The sequence below is a fragment of the Pseudomaricurvus alcaniphilus genome, from assembly GCF_011440395.1.
Taxonomy (GTDB): domain Bacteria; phylum Pseudomonadota; class Gammaproteobacteria; order Pseudomonadales; family Cellvibrionaceae; genus Pseudomaricurvus; species Pseudomaricurvus alcaniphilus.
Genome location: NZ_JAAOIX010000007.1, coordinates 112,128 through 137,303 on the forward strand (window position 1 = coordinate 112,128; position 25,176 = coordinate 137,303).

At 58.7% G+C, this 25,176-nt stretch carries 19 protein-coding genes; 13 read left to right on the forward strand and 6 right to left on the reverse strand.

Features of this window, described 5'->3' with window-relative positions; translation table 11 throughout:
- Nucleotides 1-590: 590 nt before the first annotated feature.
- From G8764_RS14300 to nhaA, 8 genes are all read left to right on the forward strand, one after another.
- Nucleotides 591-1,970, forward strand: a complete 1,380-nt coding sequence (locus G8764_RS14300; protein WP_243748817.1) for a M20 metallopeptidase family protein — start codon at nt 591-593, stop codon at nt 1,968-1,970.
- Nucleotides 1,971-2,244: 274 nt separating this feature from the next.
- Nucleotides 2,245-3,894: a Na/Pi cotransporter family protein gene (locus tag G8764_RS14305; protein WP_166165341.1), complete on the forward strand. Its 1,650-nt coding sequence runs from the start codon at nt 2,245-2,247 to the stop codon at nt 3,892-3,894.
- A gap of 108 nt (nt 3,895-4,002) precedes the next feature.
- On the forward strand, nt 4,003-4,842 hold the full coding sequence (locus tag G8764_RS14310) for a mechanosensitive ion channel family protein (protein WP_166165342.1): 840 nt from the start codon (nt 4,003-4,005) through the stop codon (nt 4,840-4,842).
- Nucleotides 4,835-5,734: a magnesium transporter MgtE N-terminal domain-containing protein gene (locus tag G8764_RS14315; RefSeq protein ID WP_166165343.1), complete on the forward strand. Its 900-nt coding sequence runs from the start codon at nt 4,835-4,837 to the stop codon at nt 5,732-5,734. The genes G8764_RS14310 and G8764_RS14315 overlap by 8 nt, the downstream gene beginning before the upstream one ends.
- On the forward strand, nt 5,727-7,046 hold the full coding sequence (gene mgtE, locus G8764_RS14320) for a magnesium transporter (RefSeq protein WP_166165344.1): 1,320 nt from the start codon (nt 5,727-5,729) through the stop codon (nt 7,044-7,046). Before G8764_RS14315 ends, mgtE begins: the two co-directional genes overlap by 8 nt.
- A 57-nt stretch (nt 7,047-7,103) precedes the next feature.
- A complete protein-coding gene (locus tag G8764_RS14325; protein WP_166165345.1) occupies nt 7,104-7,934 on the forward strand; it encodes a universal stress protein in 831 nt (276 codons plus the stop codon).
- A gap of 213 nt (nt 7,935-8,147) precedes the next feature.
- The gene (locus G8764_RS14330; RefSeq protein WP_166165346.1) at nt 8,148-9,596 is read left to right on the forward strand and encodes a dicarboxylate/amino acid:cation symporter; all 1,449 of its coding nucleotides are present in this window, start codon (nt 8,148-8,150) and stop codon (nt 9,594-9,596) included.
- A gap of 513 nt (nt 9,597-10,109) precedes the next feature.
- Complete coding sequence (gene nhaA, locus G8764_RS14335) at nt 10,110-11,363, forward strand: Na+/H+ antiporter NhaA (protein ID WP_166165347.1); 1,254 nt, start codon at nt 10,110-10,112, stop codon at nt 11,361-11,363.
- Nucleotides 11,364-11,432: 69 nt separating this feature from the next.
- On the opposite strand, the gene G8764_RS14340 is transcribed toward nhaA, so the two are convergent.
- Complete coding sequence (locus G8764_RS14340; RefSeq protein ID WP_166165348.1) at nt 11,433-12,398, reverse strand: zinc transporter ZntB; 966 nt, start codon at nt 12,396-12,398, stop codon at nt 11,433-11,435.
- A 98-nt stretch (nt 12,399-12,496) separates the two neighbouring features.
- Between G8764_RS14340 and G8764_RS14345 the strand changes: the two genes are divergently transcribed.
- Together G8764_RS14345 and G8764_RS14350 are read left to right on the forward strand one after the other, a co-directional pair.
- Complete coding sequence (locus G8764_RS14345; RefSeq protein WP_166165349.1) at nt 12,497-13,303, forward strand: hypothetical protein; 807 nt, start codon at nt 12,497-12,499, stop codon at nt 13,301-13,303.
- 36 nt (nt 13,304-13,339) lie between these two features.
- A complete protein-coding gene (locus G8764_RS14350) occupies nt 13,340-14,185 on the forward strand; it encodes a mechanosensitive ion channel family protein (protein WP_166165350.1) in 846 nt (281 codons plus the stop codon).
- A gap of 73 nt (nt 14,186-14,258) precedes the next feature.
- On the opposite strand, the gene speB is transcribed toward G8764_RS14350, so the two are convergent.
- The 4 genes from speB to speA form a co-directional block, all read right to left on the reverse strand.
- Complete coding sequence (gene speB, locus G8764_RS14355; RefSeq protein WP_166165351.1) at nt 14,259-15,149, reverse strand: agmatinase; 891 nt, start codon at nt 15,147-15,149, stop codon at nt 14,259-14,261.
- Nucleotides 15,150-15,160: 11 nt separating this feature from the next.
- Nucleotides 15,161-16,336, reverse strand: coding sequence for a carboxynorspermidine decarboxylase (nspC, locus tag G8764_RS14360; protein WP_166165352.1), 1,176 nt, complete (start codon nt 16,334-16,336; stop codon nt 15,161-15,163).
- A gap of 11 nt (nt 16,337-16,347) precedes the next feature.
- Entirely contained in the window at nt 16,348-17,544 is a 1,197-nt protein-coding gene (locus G8764_RS14365) for a saccharopine dehydrogenase family protein (RefSeq protein ID WP_166165353.1), read from the reverse strand.
- Between the two features lie 148 nt (nt 17,545-17,692).
- Nucleotides 17,693-19,621, reverse strand: coding sequence for a biosynthetic arginine decarboxylase (gene speA / locus G8764_RS14370; RefSeq protein WP_166165354.1), 1,929 nt, complete (start codon nt 19,619-19,621; stop codon nt 17,693-17,695).
- Between the two features lie 654 nt (nt 19,622-20,275).
- Between speA and G8764_RS14375 the strand changes: the two genes are divergently transcribed.
- From G8764_RS14375 to G8764_RS14385, 3 genes are all read left to right on the forward strand, one after another.
- The gene (locus G8764_RS14375; RefSeq protein WP_166165355.1) at nt 20,276-20,857 is read left to right on the forward strand and encodes a porin family protein; all 582 of its coding nucleotides are present in this window, start codon (nt 20,276-20,278) and stop codon (nt 20,855-20,857) included.
- A 313-nt stretch (nt 20,858-21,170) separates the two neighbouring features.
- Nucleotides 21,171-21,938, forward strand: a complete 768-nt coding sequence (locus G8764_RS14380; protein ID WP_166165356.1) for a DUF1499 domain-containing protein — start codon at nt 21,171-21,173, stop codon at nt 21,936-21,938.
- Between the two features lie 160 nt (nt 21,939-22,098).
- Nucleotides 22,099-23,910: a lipase maturation factor family protein gene (locus G8764_RS14385; RefSeq protein ID WP_166165357.1), complete on the forward strand. Its 1,812-nt coding sequence runs from the start codon at nt 22,099-22,101 to the stop codon at nt 23,908-23,910.
- A 221-nt stretch (nt 23,911-24,131) separates the two neighbouring features.
- Here the strand turns inward: G8764_RS14385 and G8764_RS14390 are convergent, their stop codons facing one another.
- Nucleotides 24,132-25,172 carry a hypothetical protein gene (locus G8764_RS14390; protein ID WP_166165269.1) on the reverse strand — a complete coding sequence of 347 codons (1,041 nt, stop codon included), beginning with the start codon at nt 25,170-25,172 and terminating at the stop codon, nt 24,132-24,134.
- Nucleotides 25,173-25,176: the final 4 nt, after the last annotated feature.

Consider the following 25,176-nt stretch of genomic DNA (forward strand, 5'->3'; position numbering starts at 1 on the left):
GGGTACAGAGACAAAAGCGTGGTGTGATTTGTGATTGGTATTGCGTGCCACTGAGACCTCACACCTGCTCAGCGACTATAAATTGGGGACTAAATGCGGATTATAAAGGCAAAAGCAAGATTTTTACCTCTGCAATGGTAAAACGCATTCGTATTCAAGCCCGATGGAGCAGACTGGCGAACACTTACAGGCATAAATACTGACCTGAAGCGCCATTATTACGCCCAAATCATTACGCCCAAATCACGCCCTGTAGCGGTATACCTACCCTCGGTGGCATACCTTTCCGTGGCGGCAACCAGTGGCGGCGCGCAAGGGCGTCAATTCTAGGCGATGACCGCGACCTTAACAATGATCTTTCAAAACCACCTTGCCTGAACCCACCACCGGGGTCGTATTGGGCCTGGTGGGGTTGACCGCGACCGGGCTGTCAACATCCCCAGGCTCGATTGACAACGGCGACACCAACCCTGCAAATAAACCCTCAATAGTTGGCCCAGGACAGCAGCCCTTAACGGGCCCCAAGGCTGTGCTGGTACCGCAGCGCCAGTGGTTTTAAGATACAAGACCCTCTTGCCTGCGAGCAACCCATGCCTGATATGCGTGTAATACGGATTGCAACCACCTGCAGAGCCTGCAGCCGGGGCTTTTCCAGCCGGCTGTTCTCCAGGCTGTTACCCACCTGCCTGATAATTCTTGGCCTCGCGTTATCGGCCCAGGGCAGCCGGCCCGCACACGCCACTACAGCGGCAGAGGCCACCGATCCCATTGCGCAAGCGGCAAGCAAGATCGAGTCGCAACTCATCCTCTGGCGGCGCGATATTCACCAGCACCCGGAGCTGGGGTTTCAGGAGCATCGCACCGCCGCACTGGTCGCCAATCACCTGCGCAACCTGCAGTTCGACGAAGTGCTAACCGGAATCGGCGAAACCGGGGTGGTGGGAATTCTGCACGGCAAGCTGCCAGGCCCGGTCGTGGCGTTGCGCGCCGATATGGACGCACTGCCCGTGCTGGAGCAGACCGGCCTGGAGTTTGCCTCCACTGCCACTGCCAATTGGCAAGGCCAGCAGGTGCCGGTCATGCACGCCTGCGGCCACGATGCCCACGTCGCCATTCTAATGGGCGCGGCCAGTGTCCTGAGCCAGCGCCGCGACACTCTGGCGGGAACGGTGATGTTTATTTTTCAGCCCGCGGAAGAAGGTTCTGACCACGGCGGTGGCGCCGAGGCCATGCTTGCCGACGGCTTATTCGACCAACATAAGCCCGGCGCTATTTTCGCCCTGCACGTAGTCCCGGCCGAACGCGGCAGCCTGCACTATCGCTCCGGCCCCACCGCCGCCAGCGCCGATACATTCCGGGTGGACATGCAGGGCCAGGGCACTCACGGCGCCATGCCCTGGGGCGGCAGCGACAGTCTTTCGGCGGCGGCCCAGGCGGTATTAGGGATTCAATCCATCATTAGCCGCCGCATCGATATCACCCGTGCACCGGCGATCATTTCCGTGGGCAGCTTTCACGCCGGCAACCGCCACAACATAGTACCGTCAAACGCAACCCTGACCGGCACCATCCGCACCTTTGATGCCGAAGTTCGCAGCCGCATACACCAATTAATTGAAGACGTCGCCTCGGGTGCCGCCAGCAGTTATGGCGTGACCGCCACAACCACTATTGAACGCGGCTATCCGGTGCTGGTTAACGACCCGTCGCTGGGCCAGAAGATGCTGCCAACACTGCAGCGGCTGGCAGGCGCACAGCTGCACGAAGCGGACCGGATGACCGGCGCAGAAGACTTCGCTTTTTACGCCCAGCAGGTACCCGGCATGTATATCGGCCTCGGCGCCATGCCGCCGGGCAAACTGCTCTTTAACCACGCCCCTGACTTTACCATCGACGAAAGCAGCCTCAAGGTTGGCGTTGTAGTATTGAGCCAGCTGGCGCTGGATTTTCTCGCCCTGCCAGGACAATAGCCAATCCGTCGCAAGAGCAAGTAGCACATTACACCTGTTGCGACCGCGCTGCAGAAAACCTGGCGATTATCAGTAGCGCCCTTGATCCAGATCTATCTTTTTACGCCACATTGCTGCCAGTATGGGCAGGCTGAGAGGGAGTATGCGGCGCATTCGCAGGTCCCAATCAGGGTATATTTTATCCGGATCAAACAGGCGACTATTGGCAGCTATACGCTGCCCAATGCACAGACAATAGCCGGCAATCCGGATCCAGACATCGGGGCCTCAGGCAATGGAAAACATTCACATTTTAATGGCGGGCCTTACCGCGATTATCCTGTTTATTTTCGGACTGGAGAATTTTTCCCGGGAGATCGAGCGGATCTCCGGTGAACGATTCCGCAAGTCCCTGGCCCGCGCTACCAGAGTCCCGCTGGCCGGGGTACTGATCGGCGCGGTAGTAACCGCATTTATTCAATCCAGCTCGGCCACCTCGGTCATTACGATCAGCCTGGTAAATGCCGGGGTGCTCTCGTTTAAAAGCAGTATCGGCATTATCTTTGGTTCCAATATTGGCACCACAGTTACCGCGCAGCTGGTGGCCTTTAAGCTCACCGCCTACGCCCCGCTTATTATCATCATCGGCTTTGCCCTATCACTGACCCGCAATCGCTACTCTATTTTTGGCCGCACCATATTCTATTTCGGCTTTGTGTTTTTCAGCCTCAACCTGATATCCGCCTCGCTGCAACCGCTGCAGAATAACGATGCCCTGATCCAACTCCTGACCCAGCCACAAAACCCGCTCTTTGCCATTTTATTCGGCTGCCTGTTTACCGCCGTGGTGCAATCGAGCTCAGTCACCACCGGCCTGGCAATCATTTTTACCCAGCAGGGAATTCTCAGCCTGGAAAATGCCGTACCGCTGATCATGGGCGCCAATATTGGCACCACTGCCACCGCCCTGCTGGCCGTGTTCAGCATGGATATTGCCGCCAAGAAGACCGCACTTGCGCACTTCTTTTTTAATGTGGGCGGCGTACTGATCTTCACCCCGGTGCTGCTTGTTTTTGGCGACCGCTTGCGTGAAGTCACTATGGACCCCGCCATCGCCCTGGCCAATATCCACCTGATTTTCAATGTGGTCACCAGTCTGATCTTTATCGTCCTGATTTCCCCCTTTGGCAAGGCCGTCGACGCCCTGCTGGGTGAAGGCAAAATGGACTTTGAACGGCTGCCGCTACCGGTCTACGACAAGGACCAAAACTTTAATCAAATTCGGGAAAACCTGGAAACCGATGGCCAGCAACTGCTCAAGTTTTTGCAGGAGAATTACAGCACGGTGACCCTGAGTATCGAGACCAACTACAAGGGGATTTACGATGCCGCCGAGAAACGCCTGGAATACATCAGATTTGTCAAAAAAGAGTACATGAGCTACTTCTCCAAAATAGTCACTACCGTCACCGACCAACAGGATTCCAGGGAGCTGATCCGAATCATCAACCAGTTCGATTACCTGTTTCAAATCCACGATTCCATATGCGACCTGTTCGAAACCAAAAAGGTCATGCAGGAGCACTTTCTGGAGCTAAAAAGTGACATCCTGCTGCTGGTACGTGAACTGGCCAGTCAAACCCTCGGCCTGTTCGAGGACATCCACAAGTGCATGAGCAGTGACCAGAAGATTGACCTGCAAAGCCAATCCCGGGAGCTACAAGAGCAACTCGACGCCGCCAACTTCAAACTGCTGGAGCTGCTGGCCAACCCCCTGCGGCACGATGCCGGCGCCCTGACCAACTTCATTACCTACTCGCAACGCCTGAAAGACAAGCTGGAAAACTTCTATCGCGCCAAGCGCTTTAACGGCGCAAAAATCACCCCCGTCCCGGCGGCAATAGAGACCAGTGAACCGAATCTGCCGGCAAACAGTAATGATTAACTTGCCGGCCGCTGAAAAATAGCTGATATTGCCCTATACCTAGCGATAAAAGACTGGCTGGGGCAAGACCGCAAACCCCTTGCTCTCGCCCACTAATGGAGAATAACAATGCTGGATACAAACCAGGTTTCAGCGCAGCTCCAGGCCACAGTCGTCGAGTCTCTCAACACCCTGATAGAGCGCATTCCCAGTATTGCCGGTGCCATTCTGATACTGGTGCTGGGCTGGCTGATTGCCCGGCTGGTGCGCAGCCTCACCATCAAGCTGCTGACTGTATTCAATCGTTTTATGGAGCGGATACTGTCGGGTCGCACCCGCACAGTGGTGCATTTTTCCAGCGGCGTTACCCAGCTGGTCGCCGAGGTGCTGTTCTGGATCATCCTCTTCGTGTTTACCACTGCCGCCCTGCAGACAGCGGGGCTCTCCGCCATTGCCAGCTGGCTGGAGCGAATCGTCGATTTTCTGCCCGCCATTGTCACCGGCAGCCTGATTATGCTGATTGGCTATGTGCTCGCCTCGCTGGTAAAGGGCGTCACCTACGTCGCCGCCCACTCCGCCAACCTGGCCGAAGCGGAATTATTGAGCCGACTGGCCCAGGCCATTACCCTGGTTACGGCAGCGGTGGTCGGCCTCGACCAGGTCGGGGTGGATGTCACCTTTATTACCACCATTCTCGGCGTCTCCACCGCCGCCCTGCTGGCCGGCTTTGCCCTGGCCTTCGGCATGGGCGCGCGCACCATGGTCAGCAACCTGATCGCCGCCCACTACCTGCGCGAACTAGTGGAGCCCGGGCAAAAGATTCGCATTGGCGATTACGAGGGCACGGTGCTGGAGCTGTCCCCCACCACCGTAATTATTGAGAGCACCCACGGCCGCACCTCGATTCCGGCCAAGCTCTACCACGAACAGGCGGTAGTGGTGTTGCTGGAGGACAGCAGCAATGGATAACAGCAACCCTCTCAGCCTCGCCTTCCTGGAGCAAAAGCCCGGCGCCGCCGCCTCGGTCCTGCAGGAGTTTAGCGCCGAACGTTTGGCAGAGTTCCTGAGCGAAGTGCCAATCGACATATTGATACCGGTTATCGAGAATATGGCGGCCTGGCCGGCGGCCCGCTCGCTGGCGGAAATTCCACCCCATTTAAGTGCCGCCGTATTGCGCAAGCTGCCAGACGCAAAGGCCGAAACCCTGTTGCGGCTCATCGGCAGCGATCGCTACCAGGCCATTATCAAAAAAATGCCCGCCGCGGTGGCGCGCAAGCTGTACCACAAACTCGCCTACCCGATCAGTACAGTGGGTGCCTGGATGGACACGGCGATACCCAGCTTTACCGGCACCACCACCGTGGCTCACTGCCTCGAACAGGTGCGGCAAAACAAGAGCCACCTGGGTGGTATTGTCATGGTCATCAACGACAAGCGCGAACTCAGTGGCGTGGTCGATATTGAGCAAATCCTGATCAGTGATAAATCCGAAGCTCTCAATCGGCTAATGGACAAAAGTGTGACCGCCATCTCCTCCCGGGCCACGCTGTGGGAAGTGGAACACCACGACGGCTGGATCCACTTTCCCACCTTGCCGGTCACCGATCTCGATGGTCATGTGCTGGGCGCACTCACCCACAGCGCCCTGCGCACCGGCACCGCCAAGGCTGTCTACCGCGAGCGCCCGTCCAAATACTCACTGTTGACGCATATGACGCGGGCCTATTTTGTCGCCCTCGGCGGCATGATGCACGTGGTGACCGGGGTCGACTCCAGCGCAACCGAGCAGCGCATAACGCCGGCTCATGGCGGCGAGAAGGAGCCCGCGGAGACGGAATCCTGGGAGCGGCACTATGAGTAACCTTGCAACGCTTGACAGCGCGCAGATCGAGACAGAGCTGACCCGCAACTTCCTGCTGCGCTACCCGGCAGACGCCGCCCTGAAAATAGAAGCGCTGACGCCGACAGAGGTACTACCCTATCTCACCCCGCAATCCGCCGAGGTGCTGATCCCGGTCTGGAACAAGCTGGTACCCAGCATCGCCGCCAGATACACATTGCTGCTGCCGCAGCCGCTGGCAACCCGGATACTGAGTGATATGCCACCCAATAACGCGGTGCGTATCCTCACCCAGATGCCCCCCGGCAAGCGCCAGGAACAACTGGATCTGCTCAGCCCTGGCATCAGCCAGGAGCTGACCCAGCTGATGTCCTATCCGGAGGGCACCGCCGGGCGCCTGATGGACACCCGCATTCCCACCTATCGCGGTACCATGCTGGCCGGGGAGACCCTCGATTCCCTGCGCGAAACCGGTATGAAAACAGTTCGGGCGCTGTTTATCACCGAGACCGACGGCCGAATTCTCGGCCGGGTGTTACTGCAGGATCTGGCCCTGGCGCAGCCCTCAGCACACCTGGCGAGCCTGGCACAGCCGGTCAAGGCCACGGTCCAGCCCGTGGCCAGCCAGGAGGAGATTGGAGAGCTGTTTAAACGCTTCTCGCTGCTGGACCTGCCCGTGGTGGATCTCGATGGCGTTATGCTAGGCGTCATCATGCACACCAGCCTGCTGCAAACCATGCAGGAGAACTCCTCCGCCGACATTCAAACCATGGTCGGTGTCAGCCGTGAAGAGCGGGCGCTGTCGGCGCCACTGTTTGCGGTAAAAAAGCGCATGCCCTGGCTGCAAATCAACCTGTTAACCGCGTTTCTCGCCGCTGCGGTGGTGGGTATCTTCGAAAACACAATCGCCCAGTTCACCGCCCTGGCGATACTGCTGCCCGTGGTGGCCGGGCAGTCTGGTAATGCCGGCGCCCAGGCGCTGGCGGTGACCATGCGCGGTTTGGCGCTGCGGGAAATCACGGTGCGCCACTGGGTCCGGGTTATGTTCAAGGAAGTGCGAGTGGGTTTTCTCAACGGCCTCAGCATCGCCCTCACTTGTGGCATTGGCGTCTACTTCTGGAGTGGCTCCATCGGCTTGGTGGCCGTGATCAGCATGTCGATGGTACTGGCTATGATAGCTGCCGGTTTCGCCGGCGCGGTGGTGCCTATCCTGCTGGTGCGCCTGGGCCAGGATCCGGCCCAGTCATCGTCGATTATTTTAACCACGGTCACCGACGTGGCTGGCTTTTTTTCATTCCTCGGCATCGCCACTTTGTTAATGAGATACTTGTAGTGCACAGCCGAGTTTCGTTCCCCGAACATTCACTGTAACCCCATCAGGAGATCAAACATGCAAAACATTTTAGTCATTTGGGAATACGACAACCCCCACGATAATGTACTGAGCAGAATTCGCCACTTGCTGGGTGACAGCGTGGAGCACTTAACTCTGGTTGGCTACGCCTCTGGCGGTGCTGGTAAAACCGAGGCTGAAGTTCGCACTGCGGCCGGCGAAATAATTCCGCAGCCACTGCAGATCGATAAGGTCGTCCTGTCCAGCGCCGACACCCTGGAACAGGACATTATGGCCACCAGCGAGGCGCAAGCGTTCGACCTGCTGATCAAATCCGCAGCGCCGAAGACATCCCTGTTTACCACCAGCATCGATGCGAAGCTGTTGCGCCAGTTGCGACTACCGAAATTAATCTGCGCCAACCATCGACGTAAATCCGGCAATGCGATGCTGGCCACCGTGGACCTGAGCGACGACGCCCTGCAATCGGCCATCAACGACCAGGTGCTGACTGCCGCCGGGGAACTGTCGAAAAGCCTGCATAAAGAACTGAATATTGCCTATGTCATCCCCATCAAACGCACCGACTATGAACTGGAGTTGAGTGACCCTATGGTGCTGATGAGAAAACACGGCCCGGCCGCTACGGAAAAACTGAAGCAACTGGCGGCCCGCCACAACCTGCAGTCCGCCAAGCTGCACGTCAGTGCCGGCCTGCCGGAGATTGAAATAGGGACACTGGCGAAAGCATCCAAGTCCGACCTGGTGGTGGTCGGCAGTGTGGGTCGCAAGGGCCTCAAGGGCCTGCTGCTCGGCAACACCGCTGAAAGGGTTATAGAAAACCTGAAGAGAGATGTACTTGTTATAAGGCCGACAACGCAGGACTGATAGCTGCTCGCAGTATCACCGGGAGCGCCCTGCTGTACACGCCGGAAAGCGAACCAGGTTGGGGAAAACGCTAGCCTGGTGAGCTACCTGATTTCCCGGTAGCTAAACCCGGTGCCGCCAGGACACCGAATGTGCTAGCGCACATTCGGCCTGTCTCGGAGTTAATTCATCATCAGAACCCAGTCAGTAAAGACTGTTATCCAGGACGCCTGCATGGCAAACAGCCAACACTTTCCAGCCCTGAGCGCCCTTTATCCGCGCTCACTGAAATACCTCAGCCGCCATTTACAGACCCTGGTCAAAGGCCGGCTGTGGCTGCAGGTAATGGTGGGCATGGTGCTGGGCATTGTGGTCGGTGTCGCCCTAGGCCCCAGCGTCGGCCTGGTAGACCCGGCGCTGGCGGCGACCCTGGGTGACTGGCTGTCACTGCCGGGCAAGCTGTTCCTCGCCCTGATCCAGATGATGGTTATCCCGCTGGTATTCGCCTCCATCATTCGCGGCCTCGCCGCCACGGAAGACCTGGAGCAGTTGCGCAGTATCGGCGTGCGCGTGGTGCTGTATTTTATCGCCACCACCGCGCTCGCGATTGTCATCGGTATCGGCCTCGCCCTGATCATCAAACCCGGCACCTATGTCGACAGCCAGGCCCTGCAGGCAACCCTGGGCAGCATCCCGGCGGCCGCTGAGCTGCCGGCCCACAACGGCATCAATATCCAGGAATTGCCGCAAAAAGTGGTCGCTTTGCTGCCCACCAATCCGCTCAGTTCCATGGTGGAAAGCAATATGCTGCAGGTGGTCATTTTCGCGATAGTCATCGGCATCGCGCTGGTGATGATGCCGCCGGCACAGGCCAAACCGCTGCTGGACCTGATGGGTTCGCTGCAGGAGGTGTGCATGACGGTGGTGCGCTGGGCCATGCTGCTGGCACCGTTTGCGGTGTTTGGCCTGCTGGTGCAACTCACCGCCAAACTCGGCCTCAATGCCCTGCTGGGCATGGCGGTCTATGTGGGCACGGTACTGCTGGGCCTGCTGATCATGTTCGCGGTTTACCTGATTATCCTGTTTGTGGCCGCACGCCAATCGCCCATAAGCTTTATCGTCTCGGTAAAAGAAGTGTTGCTGCTGGCCTTCTCCACCTCCAGTTCCGCTGCGGTGATGCCCCTGTCCATCAAGACCGCCGAAGAAAAGCTCAAAGTAAGGCCTTCGGTGTCGCAGTTTGTGATCCCGCTGGGAGCCACCATCAATATGAATGGCACGGCACTCTACCAGGGTGTGGCGGCGATATTCCTGGCCCAGGTGTTTGGCATCGACATCAGCACTGGCGGTATGGTCCTGCTTATTATTACCGCGGTGGGCGCCTCTATCGGTTCCCCGGCCACACCCGGAGTCGGCATTGTCATTCTCGCCATGGTGCTGGGCAGTGTCGGCATACCCGCCTCGGGCATTGCCCTGATCATGGGCGTTGACCGAATTCTCGACATGAGCCGCACCGCAATCAACGTCGCCGGCGACCTGGTCACCGCCAAACTGATGGACCAAATGGTCGGCAGCAAGAGCAACCGCCGCAGCGAAGTGGTGACCGAACTCAGGCAGGAGCGTATTCGCCAGCAAACCGGAGAAGATGTACTGATCAACGGCAGTCGCGTCGACACCGGCAAGTGATGCCGCAGGGCGACCGCATCGGTATTGCTTGATTTTGCGCCGGGCATCAATACTATTGGAGCTCTAGGAGCCTGTCGGACTTAGGTGCCCGTAGCGAGAGAAAGTCCGATTTGAGTCAGTTTTTAACCATTTTTGAGGCGAATAGTGGTTCTATTTAACGAGAAAATGGTTAAAAAATGGCCAAGCTCGGCTTTTTCGCAGCAGGGCAACCCTAAGTCCGACAGGCTCCTAGTGCAGGAGTTGGCGTAATGTCCGGCGCTTACCCAAGGTGTGGACCTTAGCCAACTGCGCGGCCGACGCAATCCAATCTCCAGTTGTCCACGTAACCACAGCTTGCCTGTCACAAGCAAGCAACGACCAGCGTGCACAATAGGCGCAGGCGGCGTACCACTGCGGTGACCGGCCGCACCTGCAGATGCCTGCAAACCATTGATCGTGGCATCGACAAACCCTGTGCTCGCAGATTTAGCTGAGCATACAAACCGAATATTATTGAGCTGGTAAAGGCAACTAATGACTGCAGACCTCACCCCTGATGACGACCTGACCCCCATCGAGCGCTTTAGCCGCAACATTGAACGCTATATGCACACGGAAAGCTCCGCCGGAGTGATGCTGATTGGCGCCACCGTGCTGGCCATGATCATTGAAAACTCCCATCTGTCAGAGCTCTATGTATCCTTCCTGAGAATTGTCGGCCAGGTACAAATAGGTGCCCTCAGCATTGAGAAGCCCCTGTTCCTGTGGGTCAACGATGGCTGGATGGCGATCTTCTTTTTCGTGGTCGGGCTGGAGATCAAGCACGAATTGCTGCACGGCCACCTGTCGGATCGCTCGCAATTGGTGTTGCCACTGACCGGCGCCATTGGCGGCGTCGCAGCACCGGCCCTGATTTACGTGGCGCTGAATTGGCACGATCCAGTGGGCCTGAAGGGATGGGCGGTGCCAACCGCCACCGACATCGCCTTCGCCCTGGGGGTACTGGCAGCGGTGGGTTCACGTATTCCGGTGGCCTTAAAAGTATTTCTTATGACCCTGGCCATTCTCGACGACCTGATTGCCATTGTCATTATCGCCCTGTTCTATACCTCCGGCCTGTCGGTCGGTTCGCTGATCGCGGCTGCAGTAGTGCTCGGGTTGATGGTGTTGCTCAAGGTGCTCGGCGCTCGCGGTCCGTTTCCCTACATGGCCCTCGGCGCCATATTGTGGGTGTGCGTGCTAAAATCCGGCGTGCACGCGACCCTGGCCGGGGTTATAACGGCCTTCTTTATTTCGGCAAAGATTCCTGAAGGCCAGACGGAGTCTCCATCCAAGGCACTGATCGAAGACCTCCACCCCTGGGTGGCCTTTGTCATCCTGCCCATGTTTGCCTTTGTCAACGCCGGGATTCCCATGGAGGGGCTGAAGCTGTCGAGTTTGCTGGATCCGGTTCCCCTCGGCATCGCCCTGGGTTTGCTGGTCGGCAAGCCCGTTGGTGTCATGCTCTGCAGCGGCCTGGTGGTAATGGCTGGTAAAGCGCGCCTGCCCGACGGTGTCAGCTGGACCCAACTGTTTGGTGTGTCGCTGCTCTGTGGAGTGGGCTTTACCATGAGCCTGTTCGTCGGCGGCCTGGCGTTTGCGGAGGGAGGATCGGGCTATGCCCGGATCGATCGACTGGGTATTCTGGTGGGTTCCGGCTTGAGCGCCATAGCCGGCTACCTGGTGTTGCGGGCATCGGTCAGGGGGCAGCCCAAACCGGCAGCTGTTCCCGCTGGCACCTCACACTAAACTGGAAACTGGCTTGCCTTGTAAAAGGCTAGTCAGCTTCCATTTGCCCGCCAGTACCGCTCTGGCGGGCTAGAACCATTTTCGCCACTTGAAGAACAGCACCTGTACCACGACCATCGCTACCAGTAAGAGCGAAAACTCCCAAAAGGCAGAGGGATCATCCACCCCTGGCAGGCCGCCTACATTGATGCCGAGCAGACCGGTAAAAAATCCCAGCGGTAAAAAGACCGCGGCGATGACGGACAGTAGATAGGTATTCTTGTTGAGGCGATCACTCAGCAGTGAGGTCAATTCATCCTGCACGATTTGCGCCCGCTCCCGCACTGCATCCAGGTCCTCCACAAAGCGGGTCAAACGATCGTAACTTTCCTGCAGGTAGCGCTTGTCCATGCTGCTGAAAAATTTCAGGTCGGTGTTGCGCAGTTTGGCCAGCGCGTCGCGCTGCGGCGACAGGTAGCGCCGAAACATAATGGCGCGCTTGCGAATCAATACCACCTCGTGACGCAATCTGCTGTCGGGCTTCTCGATAATCCTCTCTTCCACGTCATCGGTTAACTCCCCCAGGCGGATCACCGAACTTTCCATGCGATCACAGAGCCCGGCGATCAACATAGAGAGCACTTCGCCCGTGGTCTTCGGGCCACTGCCTTTTTGCAGGCGCTGCTCCAGGTCCGCGACCGCCTTCAGTTTGCGCCGGCGATTGCTGATGATGCGATTCTGGTCGATATACAGGCGAATAGAGACCATGTCTTCCGGGTCTGCGTCTTCATTCAAATTGACAGCGCGCAAGAAACACAGCATACCGTCGCCGTGCTCCACCACTCGAGGCCTGGTCTCTTCCGCCGTCAGTGCCTCTACCAAGAGTGAGTCGAGGCCGCTGTGCTGGCGCAGCCAGTCCTGCGCTTGTGGCTGGGTAATATCCAGGTGAATCCAGTGCTTGCCGTCGATAGGTTGCGTTACTTCTGTGGCGGAAATAGGGTCGGCCCCACCCTTGCCATCCAACTTACAGGCCAATAACAGCCAGCCTTCATTCATAATCATTTTCCAGGTGTCGTCATTTCCGGGTAATCGCAGCGGGCCGCGATTGACCCGACCTCGGGCTACTGTATATCATCGAAGGCTTTAGCCGACAAATGAATGTAGATTCGATGAACGATTCGAGCAGCCAGCCAAACAACAACTCGGCCCCTGCACTCTGGGCCTCCCTGCTCACTGTCGCCGACAAACCTGTCTATGTCGAGGTAGGCGACCTGTGCCTTACTATTCGCAAAATGCTGCACGAGTGGCAGTTGAGTTATCACTGGGAAAAGAAAGGCAATCAGGGAGGGTTTGACTGCCGCTCACTGGACGGTATCGGCGACAACCCGGAAACCATTGTGCGCATCGCGATGGAAACCATGAGCGATGGCCTCAGCCTGCTGCCCCGGCTCGCCGACCGGCCAATTGTGGTGCGACCCTACTCGCCGTTTACCATCCCCGCGCACAACAAGGTCACTCTCTATGTGACCACGCCCATTTGGCTGAGTGTCAATTTCGCCGAACGGGTGACCCGGGAGTTTCCGGTGCAGCAGCTGTCCGACACCTGGATGGGCCCCAAATCCAATGCCGGCGAGCTCTGTTACGGCTCCCACACTCACGCCCGGCTGGATGAAGACATGTTGTTGCACCTGCCCTACCGGGCCCTGACTCCGGTGACTATGCACAACAAAAGTGGCGCTGACTTCACCCTTGAGCGCCTCAGTATTCCCGCGCCCCACCTGGCGCTTTATCACGATGGCGAACAGCTGATAACCCAGCCCCTGACCATTACCATCGATGCGGAAGGAAGACGCGGAATCGTTAATATCGGCAAGATCAGCGACCGCGAAGTCCTCTCCCCGGCACGCAAGAATGCCGAGCGCGGTATTCTGGTCAGCACCTGGGAAAACCTGTTTGCCTGAAACTGATCCACGCACCCAATTGTGAATGAGTAGTTTATGAATGAAGTAGTCACCGATCACAGCGTGCAGGACGCCATCACCTGGGCCGCGATTCTGAAAGCCATGGTGATCGTCATCGCCGGCTGGTATCTGTCCGGGTTGTTGAGCCGCACTTTCCGGCGCTCCAGCGAGGAAAAGCTCACCGTGCACCAACTGGCCATATACGGCCGCCTGGTATTTTACGGCGTCTTTGCGCTGTTTGTGGTCACCGCCATTCACCAGCTGGGCTTCAAGATATCGGTGCTGCTGGGTGCCGCCGGCATTCTCTCAGTAGCCATTGGTTTTGCCTCCCAAACTTCGGCCTCCAACCTGATCAGTGGCCTGTTTCTGCTGGGCGAGAAATCGTTTGAAGTGGGCGATGTGCTGCGGGTTGGCAGCGATGTCGGCGAGGTGATCAGCATCGACCTGCTGTCGGTAAAACTGCGCACCTTCGACAACCTGTTTGTGCGCATCCCCAACGAAGCGATGATCAAGGGTACCGTCGTCAACCTGACCAAATTCCCCATTCGCCGCGCCGACCTGACCGTCGGCATTGCCTACCGGGAGGATGTGCGCCAGGTGACCGAGCTGTTGCTGGATATCGCCGACCGGGAGATTCGGGTGCTGGAAGAGCCGCAACCCTTCTGCATTACCACCAATTTCGGCAGCTCGTCGGTGGACTTGCAGCTGTCGGTATGGTGTCGGCGGGAGTTTTTCCGGGAGCTGAAAAGCGAATTGATGATGGCCATCAAGGAAGAGTTCGACCAGCGCGGCATCGAAATACCCTTCCCCCATGTGTCCCTTTACAGCGGCTCGCAAACGGAGCCATTTCCGGTGCAGAGAGTCGAAGAGGGGCGGCCATAGTCACGAACTCTCGCGCTGTCCGGGGCGCTCCAGACCGGCAGCCTGTTTTGCCGCCGGCGGCGAACCGGTCACGCTATACCGGGGGGCGTTCGATAATTCCCATCATCTTGTAGGCCAGCAGCGCCGCCGAAAACTCGTAGGCATGAAAGCCCTCGATCGGGGCAAACTCGACAATATCAAAGCCGATAATCTGGCGCTGTTTGCGCACCGACTCAAACAGCGCCAGGGTCTGGTACCAGCCCAGGCCGCCGGGCACGGGTGTGCCGGTGGACGGAAAGATGGACGGGTCCATGCCATCGATATCGAGGGTGAAGTAAACCTTTTCCGGGAATTCGTCGGGCAACTCAAAGGTCTGCACGTTTTTCGGCACCAGCACCTCGGCGTCGAGATGACGCACACCGTGCACCTTGCGCGACTTGATCTCCTCCTGGCACATGGCTCGCACCCCCAGCTGGAACAGCGGCACATCCTCGTCGACGATGCGCTTCATCACCGAGGCGTGGCTGTAAGGGTTGTCTTCGTAGGCATCGCGCAGGTCGGCGTGGGCATCGATCTGCACCACCCCGAAGTCCTCCACCCCGGCCTCCAGCAAGCCCTTGATTACGCCGTAGGTGACCGTGTGTTCACCGCCCAGCATCACCGGCATCTTGCCCGCCTTGACGATTTCCTGGGTCAGCTGGGAGATCCGTTCGATCACCTCTTCCGGCGTGCCGCCCATATCCACCGGGGCGTGGGTGTAGATACCCTGCTGCGCCGGCGTGCTCTTGCCGTCCCAGGTTTCCAGCTGCCAGGACGCCGCCAGGATGGCCGCCGGCCCCTTGGCAGTGCCACCGCCGTAGGATACGGATTCTTCGTAGGGCGCCGGAATAATGTGAAAGCGTGCGTCTTCCGGCTTGGGCTGTTCCTGCTCGGAACCCAGGAATACGGGATAGCCCGGCGCAGCCAACTGGTCAAATTGATTCATAGTATCACCTGTCACGATAAGCGCTGCTTAAAGTCCTGATAACCAAACTCTTTTACCAGCCGCAGGTCGTCTGTTTCAGAGTTCCAGATAGCAATAGCCGGCAGGCCGATGCCATTAAAGGTCGAGGTTTTCACCATGGTGTAGTGAGCCATATCGTCAAACACCAGGCGCTGACCAATCCGCAACGGCTCGTTAAAACTGTAATCCCCCATGACGTCCCCTGCAAGACAAGTTTGCCCCCCCAAGCGATAGCAATGGGGCTTGGCACCGGCCTCGCCGGCGCCGAACACTTCGGCCCGGTAGGGCATCTCCAGGGTATCGGGCATATGGCAGGTGGCCGAGGTGTCGAGAATGGCCAGGTCCATCTGGTTGTGAGTCAGGTCCAGCACCTCGGCGACCAGCACCCCGGTGTGGATGGCGATGGCTTCGCCAGGCTCCAGGTAGACCTGCAGCTGGTACTTTTCCTGTACCTGCACGATGCGTTCGATCAGCCCATCCACATCGTAATCGCCCCGGGTAATGTGATGACCCCCACCGAAGTTGAGCCACTGCATATCCGGCAACAGGTGGCCGAATTGCTCTTCGACCGCGTCCAGGGTGCGCGCCAGCGGGGCAAACTCCTGCTCGCAGAGGGTGTGGAAATGCAGCCCGGAGATGCCCTCCAGCGACTGGCCGGCAAACGCCTGCAGCGGTATACCCAGGCGCGAACCCGGGGCACAGGGGTCGTACAGGGGCACGGCGCCTTCGGAGTGATTGGGGTTGACCCGCAAGCCGAATTTCAATTCTGGCCGCAGCGCCTGGGCCTCCTTGACCAGCGGCTGGAAACGCTGCCATTGGCCGAACGAGTTGAACACCACGTGGTGGGAGATTTTCAGTATCTCGCGCAGGTCTCGCTCCGTGTAGGCGGCGCTGAAGGTGTGCACTTCACCGCCAAACTCCTCCTGCCCGAGGCGCGCCTCAAACAGGCCGCTGGCGCAGGTGCCCGACAGATAGCGCCGCACCAGCGGCGCCAGACTGAACATGGAGAAGGCTTTCAGTGCCAACAGCACTTTGGCGCCGGACTCCCGCTGCACCCGCGCCAGTACCTGCAGGTTCTTTTCCACTGCCGCTTCATCGACCACGTAGCAGGGCGACGGCACCCGGGTCGGGTCGAAGCGGTGAAAGGTCTGACTCTTGATTTCAGCCATTGGCAACAACCTTAGAGCAGGTCAAAGTCGGGATCTTCGATAACGGTCCAGGGCAGGCCGTAGGCGTTCATATCCGCCAGGAACGGATCCGGATCCAGCTGCTCGATATTCCACACACCGGGCTGCATCCAGGTGCCTTCCATCATCATCTTGGCGCCGATCATGGCCGGCACGCCGGTGGTGTAGGAAATCGCCTGGGACTGCACTTCCTTGTAGCAGTCCTGATGGTCGCAAATATTGTACAGGTAGACGGTTTTTTCCTTGCCATCCTTGATGCCGCGCACCACACAGCCAATACAGGTGCGGCCCTTGGTGCGGGGGCCGAGGCTGGCGGGATCCGGCAGCAACTGCTTGAGGAACTGGATCGGTACGATCTGCTGGCCCTGGAACTCCACCGGCTCGATGCCAGTCATGCCGACATTGCCCAGCACCTCCAGGTGCTTCAGGTAGCTGTCGCCGAAACTCATCCAGAATTGGGCCCGCTTCAGGCTGGGGTAGTTTTTGGTCAACGACTCCAGTTCTTCGTGGTAGAGGCGGTAAATATTGAATGTGCCGACCCCTTCCGGGCAGGTAAAGGACTGCTTCACGGACATGGGTGGAGTGGTCACAAATTCGCCGTTCTCCCAGTGCCGGCAGTCCGCCGTCACCTCGCGAATATTGATTTCCGGGTTAAAGTTGGTGGCGAACGGGTAACCGTGGTCACCGCCGTTGACGTCGATAATGTCCAGGTAGTGGATTTCATCGAAGTAGTGCTTGGCGATATAGGCGGTAAAGACATTGGTGGCACCGGGGTCAAAGCCGGAACCGAGCAGGGCCATCAGGCCGGCGTCGCGAAAACGCTGCTGGTAGGCCCACTGCCAGCTATACTCGAATTTGGCGGTGTCCAGCGGCTCGTAGTTGGCGGTATCCAGGTAGTGCACGCCGGTTTCCAGGCAGGCATCCATAATGGTGAGATCCTGGTAGGGCAGTGCCACATTGATCACCATAAACGGTTGCACCTTGCGAATCAGGGCCACCAGTTCAGGTACATTGTCAGCGTCCACCTGGGCCGTCTCAATAGGGCGCGAGAGCTGGGCGGCAATTTTCTTGCACTTCTCTTCATTGCGGCTGGCCAGCACGATCTCCGGAAAGACATCGGCCAATTGCGCGCATTTGTGGGCTACCACCTGGCCGACGCCGCCGGCACCTATGATCAATACTTTTTTCATTTATGGGTCTCCATTGTCTCCGGTGGGCATACGGCATTCAACGCCCGGTGGAGGTTCCGATTTAGCGGTTTAAACAGACTGCCGGATTGCGCCCCGGCACGGATCCGGCTTGCGCGGCGGCGCCGTGGCACGGGCGCCGCACAAGCTGTTAGTCATCTTCGCGTTCGTAGTAGGTGTAACCGTCCATGCTGGCGCGGTAGGTCTTCAGCATTTGCTGGCGCTCGCGGGTGGTAATGCGCCCCTCGCGCACGGCGCGCTCGGCGGTGTTACGGTAGCGCAGCTCCATTTCTTTGGGCTCGAATTCCACGTAGCTGAGCACGTCGGCGATGGTGTCGCCGTGAATTTCCTTGACCATATCGAAGCTGGCATCGGCATTCAGTCGCACACTGACCACATTGGTGTCGCCAAACAGATTGTGCAGGTCGCCGAGCGTTTCCTGGTAGGCGCCCACCAGGAACACCCCCATATAGTACTCTTCGTTCAATTCGATGGCGTGCACCGGCAGGGTCTTGCTGACGCCCTTCTCCTGGTCGATAAAGCGGTCGATCTTGCCGTCGCAATCACAGGTAATGTCAGCCAATACCGCCTGCCGGGTAGGACGCTCATCGAGCCGGTGAATCGGCATAATCGGGAACAGCTGATCGATCGCCCAGATATCCGGCAGTGACTGGAACAGGCTGAAGTTGCCGTAATAGATATCGGCCATGGAGGTCTTCAGGTCTTCCAGCTCCGGGGGAATCTTTTCTACCTCATCCAGCATCGCGTCGATGCGGTGCAACACCTTCAGGAACAGGTTTTCGGCGATGGCCCGGCCGCGCAGGTCGAGCTGGCCGCGGCGAAACAGCTCGCGCACTTCATTGCGGTAGTAATAGGCGTCGTTGTAACACTCCTGCAGCCGGTCCGGCGTCAGGTAGTTCATGATCTCGCGCATCAAGGCCACCTGTTGCGGCTCATTGGCGGAATGATCCGGCAAGTCGATGGGCTCGAAATGGTTGTAATCGAGAATATTGAACAGCAGCACCGAGGAGTAGGCCACCGTCGCCCGACCTGACTCGGTGACAATGACCGGGTGCGGCATGTCATAGCGATCGAGGGTGGTCTTGAGGGTTTCGACGATGTCGGTGCAGTACTCTTCCAGGCTGTAGTTGCGGCTCTGGTTGTCGTTGCTGCGCGCGCCGCTGTAATCCACCGCCAGGCCGCCACCCAGATCGATATGGGTAAGTTGGGCGCCCTCCTTGAGCAAGTCGATATAGTAGCGACAGGCCTCGTTAATACCCCCGCGAATCTCGCGGATATTGGGGATTTGCGAACCCAGGTGGCAGTGCAGCAGCTGCAGGCAGTGCAGCATTTCCTCCCGCTTGAGAGTATCCACCACCTCGATGATCTGGGTGGTGCTCAAGCCAAACACGCTGCGGTCACCGCTGGTGGAATTCCAGTGACCACTGACCTGGGAGGTCATTTTGACCCTCACCCCGATTTTCGGCTCCACCCCCAATACCCGGCTGCGCTCGACAATAATCGGCAGCTCGGTAGGGGTTTCGATAACGAAATAGCACTGGAAGCCGAGCTTGATGGCCTGCAGGCCGAGGTCAATAAACTCCTGGTCCTTGTAGCCATTGCAGACTATCAGGCTGCCCGGCTCTTCCAGTGTAGAGAGCGCGGCGATCATTTCCGGCTTGCTGCCCACCTCGAAGCCGTGCTTGAAGCGCGCGCCAAAGTCGGCGATCTCCTGCACCACATGGGCCTGCTGGTTGACCTTGATGGGGTAGACACCGCGGTAGATATTCTTGTAACCGAGCTCTTCGATGGCTTTTCTGAAGGCGTTATTCAACCGCGACACCTGGGCGTCGAGAATGTTTTCGATCCGCAGCAGCACCGGCATTTGCAGGTCGCGCTCCAGCACGCCCTTGACGATGTTCATCAAGGGCACCTCGGTATGCAGGGTCTTGGCAGTTACCAGGCCGTCTTTATTGAGGCCAAAATAGTCATTGCCCCAACCGTTTATGCCGTACAGTTCAGCCGAATCCTCAGTGCTCCAGGCAGTGCGGTCACTCTCAGTGCGGTCACTCTGTTCCAATGGCGTCTCCCGTGTCAAAATACAGTTCTATCGAATAGAGTCTTACTCGCTGGCCAATATGAACCCGGGCCGACCCTGAAAGCGCGCAATTCTGGCGTAAATCCCCGGCCTTTACCACTCCTATATACGCGTGCCGGAATAACCCCGGCCGGGCACCGCCACAGCCGCCATTTCTGGCACCCGCCTATCAAAACATATAAGAAAGCACATTGAAACCCGAGCCCGGATTTGGCAGCGCCGGGGCGGCTGCCCGTGCTGTGATCGTCGCAGCAATTATGGCCAGGCTCCTTATTGGCGGGAAAATTGTCGCGCTATTTATCCGCGTCAGGATCGCCCCTCGCGCCCGTGATCGACACGGCGCCTCGGAAAAATGTACCCAGGTAACCATACTGGACAATCAAATGCGAAAAAGCATTGTCGATTCCATTTCGGCAAGCTACTCTGCTGCGCTGGTCCCTGGCAGCAGTCCGATAGCCTCGGGCCCGCTCACCGTCACTAGTGCATTGCGCAGCGGTCACATAGCCTACAATTATTGTGGCGGTAGCAACCAACCGCAGAACAAACAATTGCAATCATACTGTTGCGGCAACAGACGCTTGCTACAACAGCACCAATGAATCGGGCACATCCAGGAAAACAGACAAGGAAATTTCCATGAGTAACGGCACCAAAATAGTCGCAACAACCCTTCTCGCACTTGCCTCAGCAGCCACTTATGCAGGCCCCTACAGCCCCAGCGAGTCGGAGCGGTCTTATGTGACCGTCGCAGTTGGCAAGACCGACACGGGCGAGAAGGGATTTGACGAGGGCGATTACATCAGTGGCGCCCTGGGCTGGCAGTTCAACAAAAACTGGGGTATCGAAGGCAGTTACGCCGATATCGGTGACATCCATTCAGACGCGCCAGTGCCCGGTATTGGCATCGTTGAATTCCAGGGCAGCGCGTTCGTCGTATCCCTGGTTGGAATTATTCCGGTAACCGGTTTTATGAACCTGTACGGTAAATTCGGCCTGGCGTTCTGGGATGCCGAATTAAATGTGCCGGGCGAGGGCGAACTGCAAAGCTTTAACGGCGAGGATATTGCCCTGAGTGTGGGCGCCGAATTTCGCCTCAACGACAGTTGGAGTGCACTTGCGGAATACCAGCGCATCGACCTGAACGACTCCGGCGATGACGAATGGGAGTTGGACGGCGACCTCGACAGCTGGTCAGTAGGCATTCGCTACTCCTTCTAACAGGCTAACTCTGCCTGGGGCTGCTGTGTATTCGTGGCGCCCGACACGCCCGGAGCCAGGCAACTGCAGAGCCCCTCATCTTCAAGCGCAGGGCAATCTTGCCCTCGCTACGGGCGACCCCGGCGCAGCTGTGGGCTTGCCGGTCTCACCCGCAGGGTCTGCAAGCCTGTACCAAACCCAGCGGCCGCTAACCCGCTCGCGGCTCGCAGCCACGCTGCAGCATTGATCTTTGCAGGTTATAGTGGCAACTTAGCTACTACCCAATCGCGCCGACTTAACGCCCCCGATGGCGGTATAATCCCGGGACTACCTTATGCCTGAACAGCTTGCTCCAACCTACACCTGGCCGCGCCGCAGCGCCCTCGTCGCCCTGCTGGCGGCCTTTATCGCGCTGGCACTGCTAACCGCCAGTGGTTTCGGCTATCGCTGGCAGTGGTGGCCACTGGGCACCGCCTTCGCCATGCTGCGCTGGGGCGCCTGGCTGGGGGCGGCGGCAATGCTGCTGGGGCTGATTGCCGGCGGGCTGTCGCTGCGGCGTAAATCCGGCCACTTCACCGCCCTGGCCCTTATAGCACTGATCGGTGGCGGCGTGGCCCTGGCCATGCCCGGCCAGTGGCTGCTGAAAGCCCGCGACTTGCCGCGCATTCACGACATCACCACCGACCCCGCTGACCCACCGGCCTTCGTGGCCATTGTCCCCCTGCGACAGTCCGCACCCAACCCGGTGGGTTACGATTACGCCGTCAATGCCGAGGCCCAGCGCCAGGCCTATCCCGATATCCAGACCATGCGCCTGCCTGTACCCTCAGACCAGGTCTTCGCCGCCGCCAACCTGGCGGTGCAGCAACTGGGCTGGCAGCTGGTCGCCGCCGACGCTGAGGACGGCCGCATCGAGGCCACCGACACCACGCGCTGGTTTGGCTTTAAGGACGATGTAGTGGTGCGTATTCGCGCCGCCGATGACCAGACCCTGGTGGATGTGCGCTCCAAGTCGCGGGTGGGTAAATCCGATGTTGGCGTCAACGCCGATCGCATTCGCACCTTTCGCAAAAAACTGGAAAAGAATCTGCGCTTGCCTTAATCCGGCTTGAAGCTGTCCTGCAACCGAAAACAGCAACTTATATGACCTTTTCTAATCACCACTAAATCAATGCGTCGTGCAGCTGGTACTGAGGTTGGTCTGGCTTCGGGGGCTAATTAGATAGCCTTGCGCAACCGGTTTTTGGTTTATAGTCGAGTCTATGAGCCGACAACCCGTTCTTGTCTACGATGGTGAATGTCGCTTTTGCTGCAGCTGGATCAACTACTGGTCGCAGCTAAGTGCCGGACAGGTTCACTACCGCCCCTACCAGCAGGCCGCCGGCGACTACCCGCAGCTGGATACCCAGCAGTTCCAACAGCATATCCAGTACTTCGATAAACAGGGGCGACGCTACCAGGGAGCGGCGGCCGCCTTCCAGGTGCAGCGCAAAATAGCCGGCCAGGGTTATTGGTGGTGGCTGTATAGCCACCTGCCCGGCTTCGCCCCGCTCAGCGAGCGTATTTACAACCTGGTCGCAGCCCACCGCGGTCCGGCCTTTGCCGCGCAAAAGTTCTTCTGGGGCAAGGAGCTTTACCCGGATCGATACCAGCGTGTCAGCTGGCTATTCCTGCGCCTGTTGGCACTGCTCTACTTTGCCGCCTTTTTCTCCTTCTACCGCCAAGCGCTGGCTTTGATCGGCAGCAACGGCCTGTTGCCGCTGCCGGAATTTCTCGCCCAGGCTCGCGACCTCGGTTTCTGGCAGTTGCCCACCCTGTTCTGGTGGCAAACCTCGGACCTGGCCATCGAAGGGCTGTGCCTGGCGGGCCTGCTGGCCAGCTTGCTGTTGCTGCTCAACCGGCTGGTGCTACCCTGCCTGGTATTTCTCTACCTCGCCTACCTGTCGCTGCTGCACGGAGGCCAGGTCTTTATGCAGTACCAGTGGGACCTGTTGCTGCTGGAAACCGGGTTCCTGGCAATATTCCTCGGCCGCGGCCATAAACCGGTAATCTGGCTGTTTCGCTGCCTGCTGTTTCGCTTCGTGTTTCTCGCCGGCGCGGTCAAGCTGCTCAGCGGCGACCCCAGCTGGGCCAACCTCAGCGCCCTCCAATTTCACTTTCAAACCCAACCCCTGCCCTCACCACTGGCCTGGTATGCCCACCAGTTGCCGGAGACGTTGCTGCAAGTGGCCACCGCGCTGGCACTGGTCATTGAACTGGTCCTGCCGTGGCTGTTTTTCCTGCCACGGCGCCCGCGCCAGTGGGCGGCCTGGGGCCTGATCCTGCTGCAACTGGCGATCCTGCTGACCGGCAACTACAACTTTTTTAACCTGCTCACTCTGGTGCTGTGCCTGTTCCTGTTCGATGACCACAGCCTGCGCTGGCTGCCGATCCCGCTGGCCGCTGCTGAGCGCCAACCCCCGACCGGCCGCTGGCGGCTGGCGGCTATCACCACTGTCAGCCTGTTGCTGTTCAGCCTCAACGGGGTCTGGCTGTGGCTGGGATTGCAGCGCCCAACAACACCCGCCGCGATCTACGCCGTGGCCCGGGTCACCGAGCCCTGGCACTGGGTCAATGCCTACGGCCTGTTTGCCAACATGACCACCGAGCGGCTGGAAATCGTTATCGAGGGCTCGCTGGACGGGCAGCAGTGGCAGGCCTATGAATTGCCGTTCAAGCCCGGCGCTGTCGACCGGGCACCGGGCTGGAATATTCCCCACCAGCCGCGACTGGACTGGCAACTGTGGTTTGCCGCCCAGGACAGCGTCCGCCATCCCCCCTGGCTGCGCCCGCTAATGCTCAACCTGCTGTTCAACGCCCAACCGGTCACCGGCCTAATGGCTCACAACCCGTTTGCCGACACCGCGCCACGCTACCTGCGGGCACGCCTGTTTCGCTACCGGTTTACAGACTGGTCCGAGCGCAGCAAGTCAGGCAACTGGTGGCAGCGACAGTTGGTGAGTGATTACTACGGACCACTGTATGTGGAGATCGGTGTGTCCGAGCTCAGCCCGGGCCTGGAGCGGGCAGAGTAGCATTGTTCGCCCGCTGGCAGTGATGCAAGCCGGCGCTTTTAATCCTTAATGCTGCCACGCTTTCCGGTCGCTTTACTCTCGCACCGCTACTCTTTCGTGCCTTTCGCACCGCTAAACATTCCTACCGTTAAATATTGATACCGCCACACTCGATAGCGTCACGCTTTCACGCTGCCAACCTGATGATCCGGCCACCATTCAGGCTTTTACGCTTCATCCTTTTACAAAGACATAGTGCTTGTTACAAAGACATAGTGCTTGTTGGCCACCACACAGCTTACCAAAGTGGCGCCCCGGCGCTGACAGGCAGCAAGCTTGAGCGACGCACCGGGCCCCTGGGAGATGGCCACCTGCAGGCGCGCCTTGTCGCGCTTGAGGTATTTGTACATGGTGTCAAAGCGGCGGCTAAAGCTCACTCCCCGGGCACTGATGTCGTAAAAAATATACTGGAACTTGGCGAAGCTGAGGGTCGATTCCGCCAACCCGATCTCGATCATCTTGTGCACATAGCGGACAAAGGCGGCCTCCAGGTAACGCTGCACTTCGCTGGCATCCTCTATATTGCCGCTAAACGCCGGCAAATCCATACTGTTGGCCTCACTGAGGGCTGCTGCGGCCAGGGCATCATTGCGTCGATTCGCGGCGAAGCGGAACACCTCCCCAGCGCAGACGATGTGCGCCGCTTGCCAGCTGCAGCCGTGCAGCCCATGGTCGAGCCCGGCGTCGATTCTATTGCCGAGCTCCGCGCTGGTATCGCTCCCGGCGGCCGGGTTTGGCGGCGCGGTTGGCAAAGGTGCTTGCGGGGGCTGCTGCCTGAATTGTTGTGAGTCTTGCTGTGAACCAAGCTGTGAGTCTTGTTGCGAGGCTTGCTGCGGAGAACTTGGCCGCTGCCCGGCGGCCACCGTGGGCGCGCGCTCCGCTGGCGCTCGAGCGCCGGAGCGCGGTGGCTGGATAATGATACCCGCGCGCCGCGCCGGTCGCTGCAGCAGCAGCGCCTGGGTCACTTCGTCGTTATTCCTGAAGTCTCGCCAGGCCGGCAAGCCCTGGCTTTTGCCCAGCGCTTGCAGTTCGCAATAGACCTGTTCGTAGTAATTCTCCGCCAAACTGAAACAGAGCAGGTCCGCTCGCGCACTGCCACACACCAGCAGCAGGCCGAATACCGCCAGCCAGCTTAGCCATCCGGGTTGTTGCGCTGGCTGCAGCGCCCGCCGACCCGCGGAATGAATAGCTTTGCCAGTAACCGGGCTCACAACTGCACTCACTGCC